The organism is Paraburkholderia unamae (genome assembly GCF_003268775.1).
Lineage (GTDB): Bacteria > Pseudomonadota > Gammaproteobacteria > Burkholderiales > Burkholderiaceae > Paraburkholderia > Paraburkholderia unamae.
Window position 1 is genome coordinate 46,353 of the sequence record NZ_QLSU01000018.1, and the last position, 16,337, is coordinate 62,689.

Annotated in this window: 16 protein-coding genes; 3 read left to right on the forward strand and 13 right to left on the reverse strand. The window is 66.1% G+C overall.

What is annotated here, in order from left to right; all coding sequences use genetic code 11:
* Positions 1 to 35 precede the first annotated feature (35 nt).
* Positions 36 to 926 carry a LysR family transcriptional regulator gene (locus C7401_RS26635; protein ID WP_112174423.1) on the reverse strand — a complete coding sequence of 297 codons (891 nt, stop codon included), beginning with the start codon at positions 924 to 926 and terminating at the stop codon, positions 36 to 38.
* 115 nt (positions 927 to 1,041) lie between these two features.
* Between C7401_RS26635 and C7401_RS26640 the strand changes: the two genes are divergently transcribed.
* Genes C7401_RS26640 through C7401_RS26650 form a run of 3 tightly spaced genes read left to right on the forward strand, consistent with a single transcriptional unit; the run spans position 1,042 to position 4,144 of the window.
* Positions 1,042 to 2,397 carry an acyclic terpene utilization AtuA family protein gene (locus C7401_RS26640; protein ID WP_112174424.1) on the forward strand — a complete coding sequence of 452 codons (1,356 nt, stop codon included), beginning with the start codon at positions 1,042 to 1,044 and terminating at the stop codon, positions 2,395 to 2,397.
* 5 nt (positions 2,398 to 2,402) lie between these two features.
* A complete protein-coding gene (locus C7401_RS26645; protein ID WP_112174425.1) occupies positions 2,403 to 2,765 on the forward strand; it encodes an AtuA-related protein in 363 nt (120 codons plus the stop codon).
* A gap of 29 nt (positions 2,766 to 2,794) precedes the next feature.
* Positions 2,795 to 4,144: an MFS transporter gene (locus C7401_RS26650; protein WP_112174426.1), complete on the forward strand. Its 1,350-nt coding sequence runs from the start codon at positions 2,795 to 2,797 to the stop codon at positions 4,142 to 4,144.
* A gap of 49 nt (positions 4,145 to 4,193) precedes the next feature.
* On the opposite strand, the gene C7401_RS26655 is transcribed toward C7401_RS26650, so the two are convergent.
* The 12 genes from C7401_RS26655 to C7401_RS26710 all read right to left on the reverse strand — a co-directional run bounded on the left by C7401_RS26655 (position 4,194) and on the right by C7401_RS26710 (position 16,305).
* Complete coding sequence (locus C7401_RS26655) at positions 4,194 to 4,583, reverse strand: Zn-ribbon domain-containing OB-fold protein (protein ID WP_112174427.1); 390 nt, start codon at positions 4,581 to 4,583, stop codon at positions 4,194 to 4,196.
* A 2-nt stretch (positions 4,584 to 4,585) separates the two neighbouring features.
* The gene (locus C7401_RS26660; RefSeq protein WP_112174428.1) at positions 4,586 to 5,737 is read right to left on the reverse strand and encodes a thiolase family protein; all 1,152 of its coding nucleotides are present in this window, start codon (positions 5,735 to 5,737) and stop codon (positions 4,586 to 4,588) included.
* Between the two features lie 49 nt (positions 5,738 to 5,786).
* A complete protein-coding gene (locus tag C7401_RS26665) occupies positions 5,787 to 6,428 on the reverse strand; it encodes a 3-oxoacid CoA-transferase subunit B (RefSeq protein WP_112174429.1) in 642 nt (213 codons plus the stop codon).
* 2 nt (positions 6,429 to 6,430) lie between these two features.
* A complete protein-coding gene (locus C7401_RS26670) occupies positions 6,431 to 7,138 on the reverse strand; it encodes a CoA transferase subunit A (protein WP_112174430.1) in 708 nt (235 codons plus the stop codon).
* Between the two features lie 4 nt (positions 7,139 to 7,142).
* A complete protein-coding gene (locus C7401_RS26675; RefSeq protein WP_112174431.1) occupies positions 7,143 to 8,204 on the reverse strand; it encodes a phosphotransferase family protein in 1,062 nt (353 codons plus the stop codon).
* Positions 8,201 to 8,974 carry an SDR family NAD(P)-dependent oxidoreductase gene (locus C7401_RS26680; RefSeq protein ID WP_112174432.1) on the reverse strand — a complete coding sequence of 258 codons (774 nt, stop codon included), beginning with the start codon at positions 8,972 to 8,974 and terminating at the stop codon, positions 8,201 to 8,203. The genes C7401_RS26675 and C7401_RS26680 overlap by 4 nt, the downstream gene beginning before the upstream one ends.
* A complete protein-coding gene (locus tag C7401_RS26685) occupies positions 8,974 to 10,146 on the reverse strand; it encodes an acyl-CoA dehydrogenase family protein (RefSeq protein WP_112174433.1) in 1,173 nt (390 codons plus the stop codon). Before C7401_RS26685 ends, C7401_RS26680 begins: the two co-directional genes overlap by 1 nt.
* 48 nt (positions 10,147 to 10,194) lie before the next feature.
* A complete protein-coding gene (locus C7401_RS26690) occupies positions 10,195 to 11,574 on the reverse strand; it encodes a tripartite tricarboxylate transporter permease (RefSeq protein ID WP_112174434.1) in 1,380 nt (459 codons plus the stop codon).
* Entirely contained in the window at positions 11,574 to 12,125 is a 552-nt protein-coding gene (locus C7401_RS26695; protein ID WP_258397246.1) for a hypothetical protein, read from the reverse strand. The genes C7401_RS26690 and C7401_RS26695 overlap by 1 nt, the downstream gene beginning before the upstream one ends.
* An 80-nt stretch (positions 12,126 to 12,205) precedes the next feature.
* Positions 12,206 to 14,323, reverse strand: coding sequence for an acetate--CoA ligase family protein (locus C7401_RS26700; protein WP_112174435.1), 2,118 nt, complete (start codon positions 14,321 to 14,323; stop codon positions 12,206 to 12,208).
* A gap of 98 nt (positions 14,324 to 14,421) precedes the next feature.
* The gene (locus C7401_RS26705; RefSeq protein ID WP_112174436.1) at positions 14,422 to 15,222 is read right to left on the reverse strand and encodes an IclR family transcriptional regulator; all 801 of its coding nucleotides are present in this window, start codon (positions 15,220 to 15,222) and stop codon (positions 14,422 to 14,424) included.
* Between the two features lie 168 nt (positions 15,223 to 15,390).
* The gene (locus C7401_RS26710) at positions 15,391 to 16,305 is read right to left on the reverse strand and encodes a LysR family transcriptional regulator (protein WP_112174437.1); all 915 of its coding nucleotides are present in this window, start codon (positions 16,303 to 16,305) and stop codon (positions 15,391 to 15,393) included.
* Between the last annotated feature and the right edge of the window lie 32 nt (positions 16,306 to 16,337).

Sequence of the window (16,337 nt, forward strand, 5' to 3'; positions counted from 1 at the left end):
GGCAATCGCTCAACGGAAACGTTGATGAAATTTCGTCAATTGCGCGGCAGACGCTCTTCCAGAAACGAGAGGAAGGCGCGCACACGCGGCGCCAGCACGCGCCCTTGCGGATACAGCGCGTAGAAGACGTCTGCTGACGGCTCCTGAAACGCTTCGAGCAGGGGCACGAGCGCACCGCGCCGGATGTCTTCGGCAATATGAAATCGCGCGAGGCGCACCACACCCAGCCCGTTGATGGCGAAGGTCCGGAGCAGTTCGCCCTGGTCGGCGCTCAAATGCCCCGTGGTCGCGATCGTGGTCAGCGCGCCTGCCTCGCGAAACGTCCACGAATTCCACTGCGTGCGGATCGTGAAGTTCAGGCAGCGATGTTGCGCGAGTTCGTCGGGTGTTGCGGGCACGCCGAACTTCTGCAAATACGCGGGCGCGGCTGCGACGACCCAGGGCCTGGGCATGAGCGGCTTCGCCACGAGAGAGAGTTCGGTGGGCTGCTCGCTGTGAATGGCGACATCAATACTCTGTCTTGCGAAGTCCGCGCGCTCGGTTCCGAGCATGAACTTGAGCTTGATCCTGGGGTAGCGCTCCAGAAACTCTTCCAGTAAGGGAGCCAGCAAGTATTTGGCGGTGGTGAGCGCCGTGTGGATAGTCAGTTGGCCTGATATTTCCGCATCCGACGAAATCACACTGTTCTCGGCGTCATTCATGGCGTCCACCACGCGCTGGCTGGCCTGCCTGAAGGCGAGCCCTTCCTGCGTGAGGTGAATGGACCCGGCAACGCGCTCGAACAAGCGCACGTTCAGGCGCTGCTCCACCCGCGCGATCAGCTTGCTCACGGCCGAGGGCGACAACTGCAAGCGCCGGCCCGCCGCCGAAAAGCTGCCTTCCTTTGCGACGCACAGGAACACGGTCATCTCGCCGAATTTGTCCATGCAGTTTGCTCGCTTTCTTTATGAATCGAATTCACAGGCGGTGTTCCGCCAGAGTCATTGGTAAGCGCCTGTGAATTGTACAAAATGGACCGACAATCACCACGGGAATGGATAGATGAGCCATAGCATTCGCATCGGGTCGGGTAGCGGTTGGTGGGGAGACCGCATCGAACCCGCCGCCCTTAGCGCCGAACACGGCGCACTCGATTACCTGTGTTTTGAAACCATGGCGGAGGCGACCGTGTCGGCGGCGCAGGTTCGCGCGCGCCGCGATCCGGCGTTTCCTGGCTACGACACGTATCTCGACGAACGCATGCGCGCCGTGCTGCCCGCGTGCATGCGCGGCAATACCCGCATCATTTCGAATCAAGGCTGGATCGATCCGACGCGCGCCGCCCGGCGCGTTGTCGAGTTGCTGAGCGAAATGGGCATACACGGCGTAAAGGTCGCCGCCGTCAACGGCAGCCTGATCGGCAAACGCGTGCTCGACATGGCCGACTCCATCATGGAAACGGGCGCACCGTTGCGCGAACTGGAACCCACGCTGATCTCGGCGGAAGCCTATATGGGCGCCGAACCGATCGTCGATGCGCTGCGTGACGGCGCGCGCATCGTCATCACGGGGCGCGTGGCCGACCCCTCGCTTTTTCTCGCGCCACTCATGCACGAGTTCGGCTGGGAGGCGAACGATTACGCGCGCATCGGCGCGGGCAGCGCGATAGGCCACCTGCTCGAATGCGGCGCGCAGATCACGGGTGGCTACTTCTGCGATCCCGGCTTCAAGGACGTGCCCATGCCGTGGAATCTGGCCTTCCCGATTGCCGAAGTCGAACCGAACGGCGACGTCGTGATTTCCCGAGTGGCGGGCACAGGCGGCGCCATCACGCTGCAAACCGTAAAAGAGCAAATGCTTTATGAAGTCCACGATCCAGCCAACTACATCACGCCCGACGCCGTTGTCGACTTCACCCAGGCGAAGCTCGAACAGATCGACGAGCAACGCGTGCGCGTGACCGGGCTCACCGGCAAACCGCGCACCGACACGTTGAAGGTATCGATTGGCTGCCTCGAAGGCTTCATCGGCGAGGACATGTTCTTCTACGCGGGACCGGGCGCATTGCGGCGCGCGAAGCTCGCAAAGCAAGTGCTGGAGGAACGCTTCAAGCTCGTCAAGCTCGACGCCCAGGACCTTCGCATCGACTTCCTCGGTCTCAACGCGATTCATGGCGCGGCGACACCGGAAGATGCGCCCGAACCGTACGAGATCGCCGTGCGTGTCGCCGCGCGCACGCGCACGCGCGCGGAAGCGGCCAAGGTCGGCCGCGAGGTGGACGGCATGGCCGTCTCGGGCATCGCTCACACGGGCAAGCGTGTGCCGCATCAGGACCGCACGCGCGAAGTCATCGGCGTGTGGTCGGCGCTCGTCGCGCGCGAGCAGGTGCAGGCTTCAATTGAATACTTCGAGAGCTAATTTCCATGAAAGTCCTTCTTCAGCATCTGGCCCACACGCGCTCGGGCGACAAGGGCAATACGTCGAATATCGCCGTGTTCGCCTATGAACCGGCGTTCTATGCGCTTTTGAAAGATCAGCTCACCGCGCCGCGCTTCAAGGCGTTTTACCGAGGCGCGATTACCGGCAGCGTGACGCGTTACGAAATGGACAACATCCACGCATTGAATTTCGTGGCGAATGGCGCACTGGGCGGCGGCGTTTCGCGAAGCCTGTGCCTCGATAACTACGGCAAGGCGCTCGCGAGCGCCGTGCTCGGTTTCCAAATCGAGGTGCCCGAGGCGCTCGCGTCGCGCCTGGCAGGCAAGGCGGTGCTGGCCGCGGCCTGATCGATCCACCCACGAGGAGACAAACAATAATGTCATACGAACAGATCGATCTCGCTGCGCCATTGGACGCCACCACGGCGTCCTCTGCCGATGTCTACGCAAGGGTCACGCGACGGCTGCTGCCCTTGCTGATGATGTGCTACATCGTCGCCTACATCGACCGCCTCAATGTCGGCTTCGCCAAGTTGCAGATGCAGGCGGACCTGGGGCTGAGCGACGCGATGTACGGCTTCGGCGCGGGCATCTTCTTCATTGGCTACGTGATGACCGAGGTGCCTGCCAACCTGCTGCTCCAGAAGTTCGGCGCGCGCAAGACGCTCACGCGCATCATGGTGCTGTGGGGCCTCATGTCGATGGGCACCGCGTTCGCCCGGACGCCTGGTCAGTTCTACGTGATGCGCTTTTTTCTCGGCGTATTCGAAGCGGGCTTCTTTCCCGGCATCGTCGTGTATTGCACGCGCTGGTTTCCGGACGCCTGGCGCGGCCGCTTTCTCGGCAAGTTCCTCACCGCCATTCCGATTGCGGGCATCGTGAACGGCCCGCTTTCGGGCTGGATCATGAGCCGCTTTCATGGCCAGTGGGGATTCAACGGCTGGCAGTGGCTGTTCGTGCTCGAAGGCTTGCCGAGCGTGATGCTCGGGCTGTTCATTTACTTCAGGCTCGACGAAAGCCCCGAGGAGGCGCGCTGGCTCAGCGCCGCGCAAAAGGCGCGCATCCGCCAGGATCTGCTGCTGGAAGCCGGTACGCAAGGCGGCAAGCGCGAGCGCCACGCCACGTCGTTCATGGCGGCGATTCGCGACATCAAGGTCTACGCGCTCGCCCTCGCCCTGTTCTGCTTCTCGTGCGGCAGCAATCTGATCGGTTTCTGGATGCCGACGATCATTCGCGGCATCGGCGTGACGGACGTTTTCCATGTCGGGTTGCTCACTGCCGTATCGTATGGCGTCACGTGCGCCGCGATCATCGCCAACGGTCATCACTCGGACCGCAAGCTGGAGCGCCGCTGGCACTGCGCGATTCCCGCCTTCATCGGCGCTGTTTCGCTCGTCGCCATGGTGTATCTGCAAGGGCACATGCTGCTCTCGTTCTGTCTGTTGTCTGTCGCGGCGGCGGGCTCGATCGGGCTCTTTCCCGCTTATTGGTCGATTCCGCCCGCGTACCTGCGCGGCGCGGCTGCCGCCGGGGGCGTGGCGCTCATCAACAGTCTCGGTCAGCTTGCCGGGTTCGTCAGTCCGTTCGTGCTCGGCTTGATCCGCACGAGAACGGGTAGCCTCACGCTCGCGAACTGGCTGGTGGCGGCGGTGATGATCCTGGGCGGATTGACGATTCTGCTCTTCGTGAAACCGGCGGCGCTTCGCCAGGGCGAGGCCGCGCGGTGAGATAACGTGGGAGGCGTTCGCCGGATTTGTCAAACCGGCTAAGCGCCTCTCAACCTTCCAGCGCAACAAAGCGCAGCAGCGTGCGCTCGCCATGCGCGAAATAGGTGGCGGCAACGCGATCGCCGATACGAAGCCCCTTCGCACCATGCCCCATGACCCGCGCGCCCTCATCCAACTCCACGATAACGAGCACATAAGGCGCGAGCGCCGCGAACGCCTCGGAAGGCGCGCGCGTGACCGTTGTGATCGCAACGACATTGCCCTGTGCGTTCGAGTCCTCCCAGACCAACGTCGATTTTCCGCAGCCCGAGCAGGCGTAGCGCGCCAGCGTTTGCGCACGGGCACAGGAGGTGCATCGCTGGAATCGAAGCACGCCGTGGCGCAGCCCTTCCACATGCGCGAGCGCACCGTCCGAACGGGAAACAAGTTCTTCTTGCATGACTACCCCTCGCGAGACAGGATCAGGCTCACGTGCGACGACAACACGCCGCCGTCCGCGTGAATGAATGCGTGCCGTGGCGCACGGATTTGGCGCGCCTGTGCGCGCTCCGCCATTTGCAGCCAGGCCTCGACGGCGTGCGCCATGCCCCCTGCCACGCCGCAATGACCGAACGAAAGCAGACCGCCGTGCGTGTTCAGGGGCAGACTGCCGCCGGGGTCGAATTCGCCCGCGCGCGCCAGGCGAGCGGCTTCACCGCGTGGCGCGAAACCGATTTCTTCGAGCAGCGAAACCAGCGTGATCGTGAAGGAGTCGTAGATGCCGAGATAGTCGATGTCACTGCGTTCGAGGCCCGCCGACGCGAACGCGCGTGCCGACGCCTCCTGCGCGCCGCAAGCGAACACGTCGTCGATCGCCGTGAGATGCTGATGGCGGTGCGCCTGCCCGCTTCCCGTCACGGCGATGCGCGCGTTCGCACCCGGCTTCGCGCTCACGACCAGCGCCATCGCGCCATCCGAGATCGGGCAGCAATCGAGCAGCTTGAGCGGCGCGGCAATCGCCTTCGAAGCGAGCACGTCCTCCACGGAAATCGGCTCGCGCAGTTGCGCGCCTTCATGGCGGCTTGCCCGCGCACGCATGAGCACGGCGAATTCCGCGAGATCGCGCTCCGTCACGCCCGCCCGATGCATGTATTGCGACGCGAATAGCGCGTAGTAAGCGGGAACCGACCCGCCATATACCACTTCGTAGTCCGGATCGCCAACCTGCGCCAGCGTCTGGATCGACGCGTCGCGTGATTGCCCGCTCAAGCGGTTTTCGCCCGCCACCACGAGCACGTTGCGGCAGCGTCCTGAGCTCACGAGTTCGGCGGCGAGCATGAGCATGGCCGCGCCCGATGCGCCGCCCAACTGAAGGCTGTGCGCATAGGACGGGCGCAGGCCGAAGCGCTCCGCAAACAGTGTGGAAAGCATGAGATGCGGCAACGTTGTGGCATAGCCGCAAATGAGTCCGTCGATGTCGCCGCGTTCGAGCGCGGCCGCTTCGAGCGCGCCGGTGCCCGCCTGCGCCATCAGGTCGAGCGCGTTGCGGCCGGGAAATTTACCGAACGCGGTGCCGGCCGCGCCCGTGATCCACGCCTGGCTTCCTTCGCTCATCGCTGCCTCCCTACGCCAGTGCTCGTTCCACAAAATTGCCTGATGATGCTTACCATATCAACTTCGCTCCCGTCTTCGCCTGCATCTCCTCATGCGTCACGCCTTCGGCCAGTTCGACCACGCGCAGGCCGTCCGTACTCACGTCGATCACGCCCAGGTCGGTGATGATCCGGTCGATCACGCGCACGCCCGTGAGCGGCAAGGTGCATTCGGGCAGGATCTTCCATTCCCAACCGCCGTCCTTCTTGGGCACCACGTGCTCCATCAGCACGACGACACGGCGTACGCCAGCCACCAGATCCATCGCGCCGCCCATGCCCTTCACCTTCTTGCCGGGTATCATCCAGTTCGCCAGATCGCCGCGCTCGCTCACCTGTAGCGCGCCGAGAATCGAAAGGTCGAGCTTGCCGCCTCGCACCATCGCGAAGCTCTCGTGCGAGCCCACGATGCTCGTGCCCGGTATCGTCGTCACCGTTTCCTTGCCCGCATTGATGATGTCGGGGTCCACTTCCGCCTCGCCGGGGTAGGGTCCGATGCCCAGCATGCCGTTTTCGCTGTGAAACCAGACTTCCTTGCCCGCGCTCACGTGGTTGGCCACCAGAGTGGGAAGGCCGATGCCCAGGTTCACGTAGTAGCCGTCCTCCAGTTCCTGCGCGGCGCGCTTCGCCATCTGTTCGTGCTGCCATGCCATGCTCAGTCTCCTGCGTGGGCGGAAGTCATGCGCCGTTCAATGCGCTTTTCGGGGGTGGGATTCACGACGATGCGATGCACGTAGATGCCGGGCAAATGAATCTCGTCCGGATCGAGCACGCCGCACTCCACCACTTCCTCCACCTCGGCCACCGTCGTCTTGCCCGCCATCGCCACGGCCGGGTTGAAGTTGCGCGCCGTGCGGCGAAACACCAGATTGCCCGCGCGATCGGCCTTCCAGGCCTTCACGAGCGCAACTTCCGGCACGAGCGCGCGCTCCATCACGTAGGCTTCGCCGTCGAATTCGCGCACCTCCTTGCCTTGCGCGACCATCGTGCCCACGCCAGTCTTCGTGAAGAACGCGGGAATGCCCGCGCCGCCCGCGCGCAGTCGCTCGGCCAGCGTGCCTTGCGGCGTGAATTCGAGTTCCAGTTCGCCCTCCAGGTACTGGCGCTCGAACTCCTTGTTCTCGCCCACGTAGCTCGCGATCATCTTGCGGATTTGCCGCGTTTGCAGCAGCTTTCCAAGGCCGAATTCGTCGACGCCCGCGTTATTGGAGATCACCGTGAGCCCGCGCACGCCGGTCTGCACGAGCGCGTCAATCAACATTTCGGGAATGCCACACAAACCGAATCCGCCGACCGCCAGTAGCTGCCCGTCGCGCAGCAGTCCATCGAACGCGCTTGCCGCGTTCTCGTATAGCTTGCCCATCCGCTTAGTCTCCTGCTCCAGGTCTCGTTGATGCGCTCGCGCTGCGCGCGGCGTCGTAGCGCTGTGCGCACTGCCATCCCAGCGCGGCCAGCGGCGCGGCCTTCGCGCCGGTTTCGCGGGCGTCGGCCGAGGCCGCGTTGCCCTGCCGCGCGCGCTCGCCTATGCCGTGCAAAATGGCGGCCATGCGAAAGAGGTTGTAGGCGAGGTAGAACTCCCAATGCTCGCTCAAGCGTCGCCCGGTAGCGGCCTCGTATTGCCGCATATAGGCCGACTCCTCAGGAATGCCAAGTTCATTGAGATTCAGGCCTGCAATGCCGCGCCACACGTCGGGCGCGATCCTCCAGCTCATGCAGTGGTAAGCGAAATCGGCAAGCGGGTGGCCTAGCGTCGCCAGTTCCCAATCGAGCACCGCGACCACGCGATCCTCCACCGGATGAAACACGAGATTGTCGAGCCTGAAGTCGCCGTGCACGAGCGTCGTCTCGTCGTCGGCGGGCACGCGCTCGGGCAGCCATTCCATCAGCCGCTGCATGTCGGCGCTAACGGGCTGCGCCGCGTCGCGGCACTGCCGCGTCCAGCGCGCGATCTGCCGCTCGAAATAATTGCCTGACTTGCCGAAACCGGCGAGCCCCACGGCCTCGATATCGATGCCGTGCAGCGGCGCGATCACATGGTTCATCTGCGCGTAGATTTCGCCGCGCCGCGCGGGCGTCATGCCGGGCAGCGACTGATCCGCGAGCACGCGGCCTTCGACGAACTCCATCAAATAGAACGGCGTCCCGACGATGGATTCGTCATCGCACCACACGAGCATTTCCGGCACCGGCACCGCCGTGCCGCGCAGCGCTTTCATCACGCGGTACTCGCGGTCGATCGCGTGCGCGGAGGCGAGCAGCACGCCTGGCGGCTTCTTGCGCAGCACGTAGCGGCCCCCCGCGCAATCGATGCGGAAGGTAGGATTCGACTGGCCGCCCGTGAGCGGCGCGATGGCAATCGCGCCAGGCCCGGCATACCCTTGCTCGCGCAACCAGGCTTCGAGGCGCGCCTGAAACGGAACATGCGTCATAGCGAACTCACGAGATGAGCGCGATCCACGGCGACGGCCGAGCCCGACATGGCGCGCCCCGCGTCGGACACGAGCAGCAGCAGCGGACCGTCGAGGTCGGACATCGTGCTGAAGCGCCGGCTGGGAATACGCATGCGCAGCTTCTGGCCGGGCTCGCTGTTCAGGAAGTCGCGATTCAGGTTGGTCTCGACATAGCCCGGCAGCAGCGCGTTGACGCGGATGTCGTAGCGTGCGAGTTCGAGCGCCATCGAGCGGGTAAGCTGAATGACGGCCGCTTTCGAGGCCGCATAAGGCGCCACGCCGTTCGCCACCCGCTCGCCGAGAATCGACGCGATATTGACGATCGCGCCGCGCGTTTGCGCCGCAACCATCCGGCGGCCCGCTTCGGTCGCGACGTTCCAGCATCCCTTGAAGTTGGTGTCGATGACGTGCTCGAAGTCCTCGCCGGTTTGCTCCAGCAGCGGCTTCGTGACCGTCACGCCTGCGTTGTTGACGACGATGTCAGGCGCACCCCACGCGCCCAGTTCGTCGAAGCAGGCGCGCACGCTCTGCGCGTCGGTCACGTCGAGCCGCATGGCGCGCGCCTCCCCGCCCGCCGCCTCGATCTCCCCCACGAGTTCGCCGAGGCTGCCCACATTGCGCGCCGAGACGGCAACCCGTGCCCCCGCCGCAGCAAGTAGTTGTCCAAAATGACGGCCAAGGCCGCTCGACGCCCCGGTCACCAGCGCCGTGCGCCCTTCCAGCGAAAAGCGCTTTGCGATATCCGTCATCACGCTTTTCCCTCGCTGGCTTCGACAATCTTTCGCGCCATGCTCCAGCGGTGCACCTCGCTCGGGCCGTCGTAAATCCGGAACGCGCGCATGTCCATGAAGATGCGCATCACGGCCGTCTCCGCCGTCACGCCCTGCCCGCCGAGCATCTGCACGCAGCGGTCCACGGTGCGCCACAGCGCTTCGGAGCACACCACCTTCGCGCGGCTCGACTCGAAGTTGCCGCGCTGGCCCTGATCGAGCAGCCATGCCGTGTGCCAGATATGCAGGCGCGACGTTTGCAGGTCCATGTCATTGTCGGCCAGCATGAAGCCCACGCCCTCGTGCGCGCCTAGCGGCTTGCCGAACGCCTGGCGCTCGCGCGCATAGGCCGTGGCAATGTCGTGAGCGCGCCGCGCCTGGCCCAGCCAGCGCATGCAATGCGTGAGGCGCGCGGGCGCAAGACGCACCTGTGCGTAACGAAAGCCCTTGCCGACTTCGCCGAGCACGTCGCTCGCCGGAATGCGCACGCGCTCGAACGCGAGCACGCCGTGGCCGCCCGTGAAGCAGCGGTCCATCGCCTCCATGCTGCGCTCCAGCCGAATGCCTTCGCGGCTCATGTCGGTGAGGAACATCGTGGCCGTGCCGTCTTCCATGCGCGCCATGACGATGGCATAGTCGGCGCCGCTCGCACCCGTGATGAACCACTTGCGTCCAGTGATGAGGTAGTCGTCGCCGTCACGCACGGCCGTCGTGGCGAGCATCGACGGATCGGCGCCAGCGCCCGGCGAGGGTTCGGTCATCGCGAAGCACGAACGCGCGCGCCCCTCCACCTGCGGGCGCAGCCAGCGCGCCTTTTGCGCTTCGGAGGCAACGGCTTCCATCAGATGGATGTTGCCTTCGTCGGGGGCGTGAATATTGAGCGCGGTCGGGCCGAGCCACGAATAGCCCGCCTCTTCGAATACCACGGCCTTCGCGACATGGCTCAGCCCGAGGCCGCCCATGGATGTCGAGGCATGCGGCGTGAGCAGACCCGCAGCGCGCGCGCGTTCGATCAGCTCGCGGCGCAGCGCCTCGCTCGGCCCGTGCGAGTCGTGGCGCACGTCGGACTCCAGCGGAATGACCTGCTCGGCGATAAAACGCCGCGTGCGGTCTCTCAGTTCCAGCAGTTCAGGTGAAAGATCAAAGTTCATGATGTCGATACCGTAGAAAACGCGATTACCCAGGGCGCATGCGCCTCGTCAAAACAGTCGGCTCAGCGCCGGCACGCTCAGTACGGCTACGTAATAGCCCATGAACTGAACGCCTGCGTTGAACGCGAACACGCGCGAAAGCAGCCCTCCGAACAAACCGACGGTGAGGATCACACCAAGGCCGAGCCACTGCCCTTCCCAAACGCTGATCAGCACGATGAGCCCGGCAAACGTCGCGATGATCGCCTCGTGGCTCAGCTTTCTCGAAACGAACAGCGCGGCGCGCCGTGCATGATTCATGGCGAGCGGATACGAAACGAGCGCGGCGAGCAGCACGCCGAGCAAGCCGAACACGAGAAACTCCCAACCCGAGAGCATCGTATGCAGATTGTGCACCTCGCCCGTTGCGCTGTTGACGAAGAACCGGGGCGGCGCGTTGAATAGCGGCGCGGCGGGACCGGCCGCCACGGGGCTAAGCGGCAGGCCGAGCGCGATGAGGGGAATCAGCGTCTCCGCGATATAAGTGGCCTCGGTCACGCCGTTGCGCACGGCAATGACGGTGGTGAGGCGCTCATACGCATGCTTGATCCGGGCGCCGACCAGCTCGCCCATCACCACGGTCATCGCAACGGGGCTGAACACGAAGGTCGCGCTGGAGATGGCGGCGGTGGCGGCCGTCCAGCCCAGTTGGCGCCGGTCCAGCACCTTGAGCGGATTGGGGAAGTAGCCGCTCCATTGCTTGACGTCGGGCGCGAGCACGAAAGTCGATGCGCGCGGGCGACGCATGCGGCGGCGCTCGGCGGGCGCGAGCAGCGAGAACACGTCGGCGATCAGCGGGCCAATGGCGATGCCGAGGAAATAGCTCACGCCCAGCTTGACGCCATAGTGGCCGGTCAACGCCTGCAAGCCCACGATCAGCATGACGAACGGCACGAGCAGCACGACGGCGGCCCAGCGCGCCGGCGAAAGATAAGCAATGCCGATGGCCACGACGAGAAAGACCCACGGCGCGGCCTTCGTGATGACACCGGCCACGGGCGCGAGCAGCACCGCGAACAGCACGGCGAGCGGCAGCGCGATGAAGGCCGCGACGATGGCCCCGGAAATCATCTTGCGCAGCGCGATATGCGGCACGCCGAGCGCGCGCAGCATGGTGGCCTGCTGGAGCAGCGGGGCCGCCATCGCATCGCCCGGAATGCCGAGCAGCGCGGTGGGAATCGCGTGGGTCATGTGCTTGGCGACGGCCCCCGCGATAAAGAACGTGAAGACGCCTTCGGGCGGCACGCCCAGCAACGCAACGAGCAGCGTGAGCGGCGCGATGGTGGCCGTTTCGTCGGTGCCGGAAATCACGCCGAGCGCCGCGAACACGACCGCGCCGAGCAAGCCCATCGAGAGCGCGACGAGAAACGAATGGAGCAGCGCATCCATTAGCAGGCCTCCGTTCGCGTTGCGTGGGTGCCTTGCGCGCCGCTTGCCGCGCTTGTTCCGTGCGTTCCCTGCATCTCCGGGCTTTGCGACTGCGCGTGCGCGAACATGTCGAGAATACCGAGTTCCTCAAGCTCGGCGCGCCCGGCTGGCGAAAGATCGGCGATCGTGCCGATGCCGCCGGCCTGTGCGCCCAGCATGCGCAGCACCTCCGCGCGGCCCGCCGCGTCGATGGCCTGCTCGGCCACCACGCGCTTGGGCTTGAACAGGCGCGCGCAAATCACGCCGGCCAGCAGGCAGCCTGCGAGCCCCGCGAGCATCGACCCGGCGTGCGCCAGCTCGTGATCGTGCACCCATGAAGCGAGCAGCGATTTGCCCAGCGTGAAAGCGCCCATGCTCATCGCGACGCCGATGGCGATCGAGGCGCCGAGATGGCGAATATCCACCGTGTCGCCCCACACCTGCGCGAGAAACGGCACGTCTGCGTCGTCTCCCGCAACGATGGTCGATCCGCTCGCACCGGGCGATGGCGCGCCGACACTGTCCTGTCGCATTGTTGTCTCCTCCTGATCTGAAGTTCCGGCCTGACCTTCTGGTTATCGAATGGCTTTGCTCTCGCCTGCCGCGCCGCGCCTCACGGCGCCACGGCCACCTCCATGAGCGCGTCGACCACCACGGCGCCACTTGCGCTCACCATCACGGGATTGAGGTCGATCGAGCGGATCTGCCCGCCGGCCTCGTGCATGATCCTGCCCACCTGCACGGCGATCTTCGCGAGCGCGTGCGTGTCTACGGCCGACTCGCCACGCACGCCCGCAAGCAGCGGCGCGATGCGCAGACGCGCGAGCGCGCGCAGCACGGCATCTTCGCTGCATGGCGCGAGCAGCACGGCCGTGTCGCGCAGGATTTCCACGTACTTGCCGCCATCGCCCACCACCACGACCGCGCCGAATTCGGCGTCCCAGTGCGCGCCCACCATGCACTCGCGCGGCGCGCGCTCCATGCGTGCGATCACGATGCCTTCGCTTGCCGCGCCCAGCCGCTCAAGCGTCGCGTTCTGGTCGAGCCACGCGCGCGCCACGCTTTCCTCGTCGTTGCAATTGAGCGCGACGAGACCATGCTCGCTCTTGTGGGGCACGTCGGGCGAGCTTGCCTTCACGGCCACCGGGCCGCCCAAGGCGCGCCATGCCGCGACGGCCTCCTCCGCGCTGTGACACGCCTTGTGCGCCACCACCGGTATGCCGCTCGCGGCGAGGCGAGCCAGGCTCGCGGCCTCGCTCAGCGTGCGCGCGGGCGCGTTCGCGTGAGCGGTTGCAAGACGCAGTGGAGGCGCACCGTTCGCGCTGTCCGCAATACGCGCCGCTTCGGCGGCGACTTCGCGCAGCAAGGCGCGATGCGCGGTCAATTGGGCCAGCGATGCGATCGCATGCGCGGCGCTCTCATAGGTAGGCACGTTCACGGCGCGAAACGCCGCCGCGACCGGCGGCTGCCAGGCGGCCACGACGATGGGCTTGCCCGCCGTATCGGCAAACGCGGCCGCGTCGCGCGCGAAGCGCTCCACGTCGTAGCCCAGGCCCGCAACGGGGATGTCGAGCAGCACGAGGTCGCTGGCCGGGTCGGTGGCGACCACGGGCAGCACGTCGCCGAACAGACCGCTGTTGGTGAGCAGCGCCGCCGTGACGTCCACGGGATTGCCGGTCGCGGCAAAACCGGGCAGACGCTTTTCCAGCTCGGCCTGGGTGTGCGGCGCAAGCGGCACGAGCGCGAGGCCGTGACGCTCGGCGGCGTCGGCGGCCATCACGCAGCTCGCGCCCGAGTTGCTGACCACGACGAGTTGCGCGCCCTGCGGCTGCCAGTCGCGCAGGTAAAGCGGCGCGCAACGCGCGAGCGCATGGGCGTCGTCCACGCGATAGATGCCGTGCCGCTCGAAGAAGGCCGACACGGCCCGGTCCTCGTTCGCAATCGCCCCCGTGTGCGAAGCCGCCGCGCGTTGCCCGGCGCTCGATCGCCCCGCCTTCACGGCGACGATCGGCACGCCGCGGCGGCGCGCCACGGCCGCCGCCTGCGCCAGCACCTCGGGCGCGGTGAGGCTTTCGAGGTACAGCAGGATCAGCTTCACGTCGGGGTCGTGCGCGATCGCCAAAGCGAGGTCGCTCACGGTGACGTCGGCTTCGTTGCCGGTCGCGTGCATGTGCCGAACGCCGATGCCCTGGCCGCGCAGCAGGCCGTACACCATGGCGCTCACGCCGCCGCTCTGGCTGATGACCGCGACCGGGCCGTCCGCGGGCGGCACTTCGATGAACATCGTCGAGAAGCTGGCGATGGTGCCGTTGCCGAAGTTCGCGAGCCCCTGGCTGTTCGGCCCCACGAGGCGCATGCCTGCCTGCGCCGCGATCGCGACCATCTCGTCCTGCATGCGCTTGCCGGCCTCGTCCGCCTCGCCGAAACCCGAGGCGATCACGATCGCGGCCCCCACCCCGAGGCGCGCGCAGTCGCGCACGGTCTGCACGGCCGCCTCGCCGCTCACGACGACAATGGCCAGCTCCGGGATTTCAGGCAGCGCGTCGAGAGAGGGAAAAGCCGGCAGCCCCTGAATCTCGGCGCGCTGCGGATTGACGGGATAAAGCTTGCCCGCATAGCCCTGCTGGCGCATGTAGTGCAACGGACGTCCGCCGATCTTGTGAATATTTTCCGAGGCGCCGATCACGGCAATCGAGCGCGGCGACAGCAAGACCTGAAGTGTCTGATTCATGTTTCCGGATTTCATTTAACTATGGAGTCCTTTGTAATATTCATCGATCCTGTCCGCTCGACCGAGCGCGCCTCAGCCGATGCAGGGTCGCCCTGTGCTCAAACGTTGGAGAGTTCCCTGGCAGCGGGCGCTTTCGATGTGCGTTTCGTGCCAGGTTTGAGCCAGGCTTCGCTCACTGCGGCGGCTTCGCGGCGTAACGCAAGCGCGAGCGTCTCCTCGCGCTCGCTAATGCGGTCGCTGAGCGCGGCAATGCTGATCGCGCCAATCGGGTAGCCGTCGGGGTCATGCAGCGCCACGGCAATGCCGCCCATGCGCTCGACCACCACGTCGAGCAGCAACGCATAGCCTCGCGCGCGCGTTGCCGCCACTTCGCGGCGCAGCATGGCGGCGCTGAAATGCGGGTAGCGCCTGAGCGTGGGGACGATGGCCGCAAGCGTCGCCTCCATCTCGGCGTCGGGCAGCGCGGCCAGCAGCGCGAGACTGCCCGCGCCCACACCGAGCGGGCGGCGGCTGCCCACGTTCAGATAGTTCGCGCGAATAGGAAAGGTGCCCGGACGCATCTCGATGCAGACCGACTCCTGGCCGCTCGGCACGGACAGGATCACGCTGTCCTCGCAGCTTTGCGCGAGGCGGATCAGCGCCGGGCGCACCACGGCGCGCAGGTCGATGCGATGCACGCTGGTGGCGCGCAGCACCAGCCACTCGGGCCCCACGGAATAGGCCTTCGAACTCTCGTCGCGCACGACGAAACCTTCGGCCACGAGCGTGTCGAGCAGGCGCAGCGCCGAGGCCTTGTCGATGCCGGCCGCGCCCGCGAGATCGGTCAAACGGGTATTGCGCTGGTCGGACAGCACACGCATCAGCCTGCAAGCTTTCTGAACCGACGTCGACAGCGCCATTGCAGCGTCTCCGGAATCTGGAATTTTATGGAACGAAACTAGCAAAACGTCGCTTTCTGGCTTTATAGCGGCTGACCGCCCGCCCTGTCATTGCGCATTGCACAAAAGTTTTGCGGAGTGAAACTCTCGCCGCGCGCGGCGTCATGCTCACCAGCGCTTCGGGAAGCTTCAGTCGAGCGACGCCGCGAGCATGCGCGAAACGTCCGCGACGAGCGCATCGACCGCCACCCGCACCTTCGAAGGCATGTGCCGCGACGTCAGCCGCACGACATGCACCTCGTCGCCCAGCACGGTGTTGCTGTCCATCACGAGTTCGAGGCGGCCGTCGTTCAGGTACGGGCTCATGAGCCAGCACGGCAGCCACGCAAGACCGGCCCCGGCGGCGGCCGCGTCGGCAATCGCCAGCAGGTCGTCGAAGCACAGGCGCGAGGCGAGGCGGCATTCGCGCACCTCGCCGCCCGGATCGCGCACGCGCCACGACGCGGTTTGACCCGCGCGGCCATAGGCAATGCCCGCGTGCGTGGCGAGCGCCGCCCAGTCGGCGGGCTTGCCATGCCGCGCGAGATACTCGGGCGAGGCGCAAATGCCCATGTGCTGCACGCCCAGCCGCCGCGCGACGAGCGTGCCGTGATCGGGCAGCGCGCCAATGCGCACGGCGAGGTCGAAGCCGTCGTCGGCGAGATCGGCCACGCGGTCGCTGAACGAAAGCTCGACATTGAGCCGCGGATACTGCTCCACGAGCCGCCGCACCACGGGCGCGACGCACTGGCGCCCGAACAGCACGGGCGCGGTGATGCGCAGCCGCCCCGAGGGCTCGCGCCGCCCGTGGTCGAGCGCGGCCTCCACGGCGCTCAGGTCGCTCAGCACGCGACGGCATTGCTCGTAGTAGGCGTGACCTTCGTCGGTGAGGCTCAGGCTGCGTGTGGTTCGCTGCAAGAGCCGCACGCCCAGGCGCTGCTCCAGCCGCGCGACGATCTTGGCGACCGCCGAGCGCGTCACGCCAAGGCGCGCGCCCGCTGCCGCGAAGCTGCCCGCATCCACCACGTCCACGAATTCCGCCACGCCGCTCAGCCGTTCGCTCATGCTCACACTCCTTTTTTGTATCCTTGATGGCG

Bases quoted from the DNA above. Each gene is read 5' to 3' on its own strand.
- C7401_RS26655 (WP_112174427.1), bottom strand. From the start codon at position 4,583: ATGCAAGAAGAACTTGTTTCCCGTTCGGACGGTGCGCTCGCGCATGTG.
- C7401_RS26700 (WP_112174435.1), bottom strand. From the start codon at position 14,323: ATGAATCAGACACTTCAGGTCTTGCTGTCGCCGCGCTCGATTGCCGTG.
- C7401_RS26710 (WP_112174437.1), bottom strand. From the start codon at position 16,305: ATGAGCGAACGGCTGAGCGGCGTGGCGGAATTCGTGGACGTGGTGGAT.
- C7401_RS26640 (WP_112174424.1), top strand. From the start codon at position 1,042: ATGAGCCATAGCATTCGCATCGGGTCGGGTAGCGGTTGGTGGGGAGAC.
- C7401_RS26675 (WP_112174431.1), bottom strand. From the start codon at position 8,204: ATGACGCATGTTCCGTTTCAGGCGCGCCTCGAAGCCTGGTTGCGCGAG.
- C7401_RS26660 (WP_112174428.1), bottom strand. From the start codon at position 5,737: ATGAGCGAAGGAAGCCAGGCGTGGATCACGGGCGCGGCCGGCACCGCG.
- C7401_RS26685 (WP_112174433.1), bottom strand. From the start codon at position 10,146: ATGAACTTTGATCTTTCACCTGAACTGCTGGAACTGAGAGACCGCACG.
- C7401_RS26690 (WP_112174434.1), bottom strand. From the start codon at position 11,574: ATGGATGCGCTGCTCCATTCGTTTCTCGTCGCGCTCTCGATGGGCTTG.
- C7401_RS26650 (WP_112174426.1), top strand. From the start codon at position 2,795: ATGTCATACGAACAGATCGATCTCGCTGCGCCATTGGACGCCACCACG.
- C7401_RS26705 (WP_112174436.1), bottom strand. From the start codon at position 15,222: ATGGCGCTGTCGACGTCGGTTCAGAAAGCTTGCAGGCTGATGCGTGTG.
- C7401_RS26645 (WP_112174425.1), top strand. From the start codon at position 2,403: ATGAAAGTCCTTCTTCAGCATCTGGCCCACACGCGCTCGGGCGACAAG.
- C7401_RS26635 (WP_112174423.1), bottom strand. From the start codon at position 926: ATGGACAAATTCGGCGAGATGACCGTGTTCCTGTGCGTCGCAAAGGAA.
- C7401_RS26670 (WP_112174430.1), bottom strand. From the start codon at position 7,138: ATGGGCAAGCTATACGAGAACGCGGCAAGCGCGTTCGATGGACTGCTG.
- C7401_RS26680 (WP_112174432.1), bottom strand. From the start codon at position 8,974: ATGACGGATATCGCAAAGCGCTTTTCGCTGGAAGGGCGCACGGCGCTG.
- C7401_RS26695 (WP_258397246.1), bottom strand. From the start codon at position 12,125: ATGCGACAGGACAGTGTCGGCGCGCCATCGCCCGGTGCGAGCGGATCG.
- C7401_RS26665 (WP_112174429.1), bottom strand. From the start codon at position 6,428: ATGGCATGGCAGCACGAACAGATGGCGAAGCGCGCCGCGCAGGAACTG.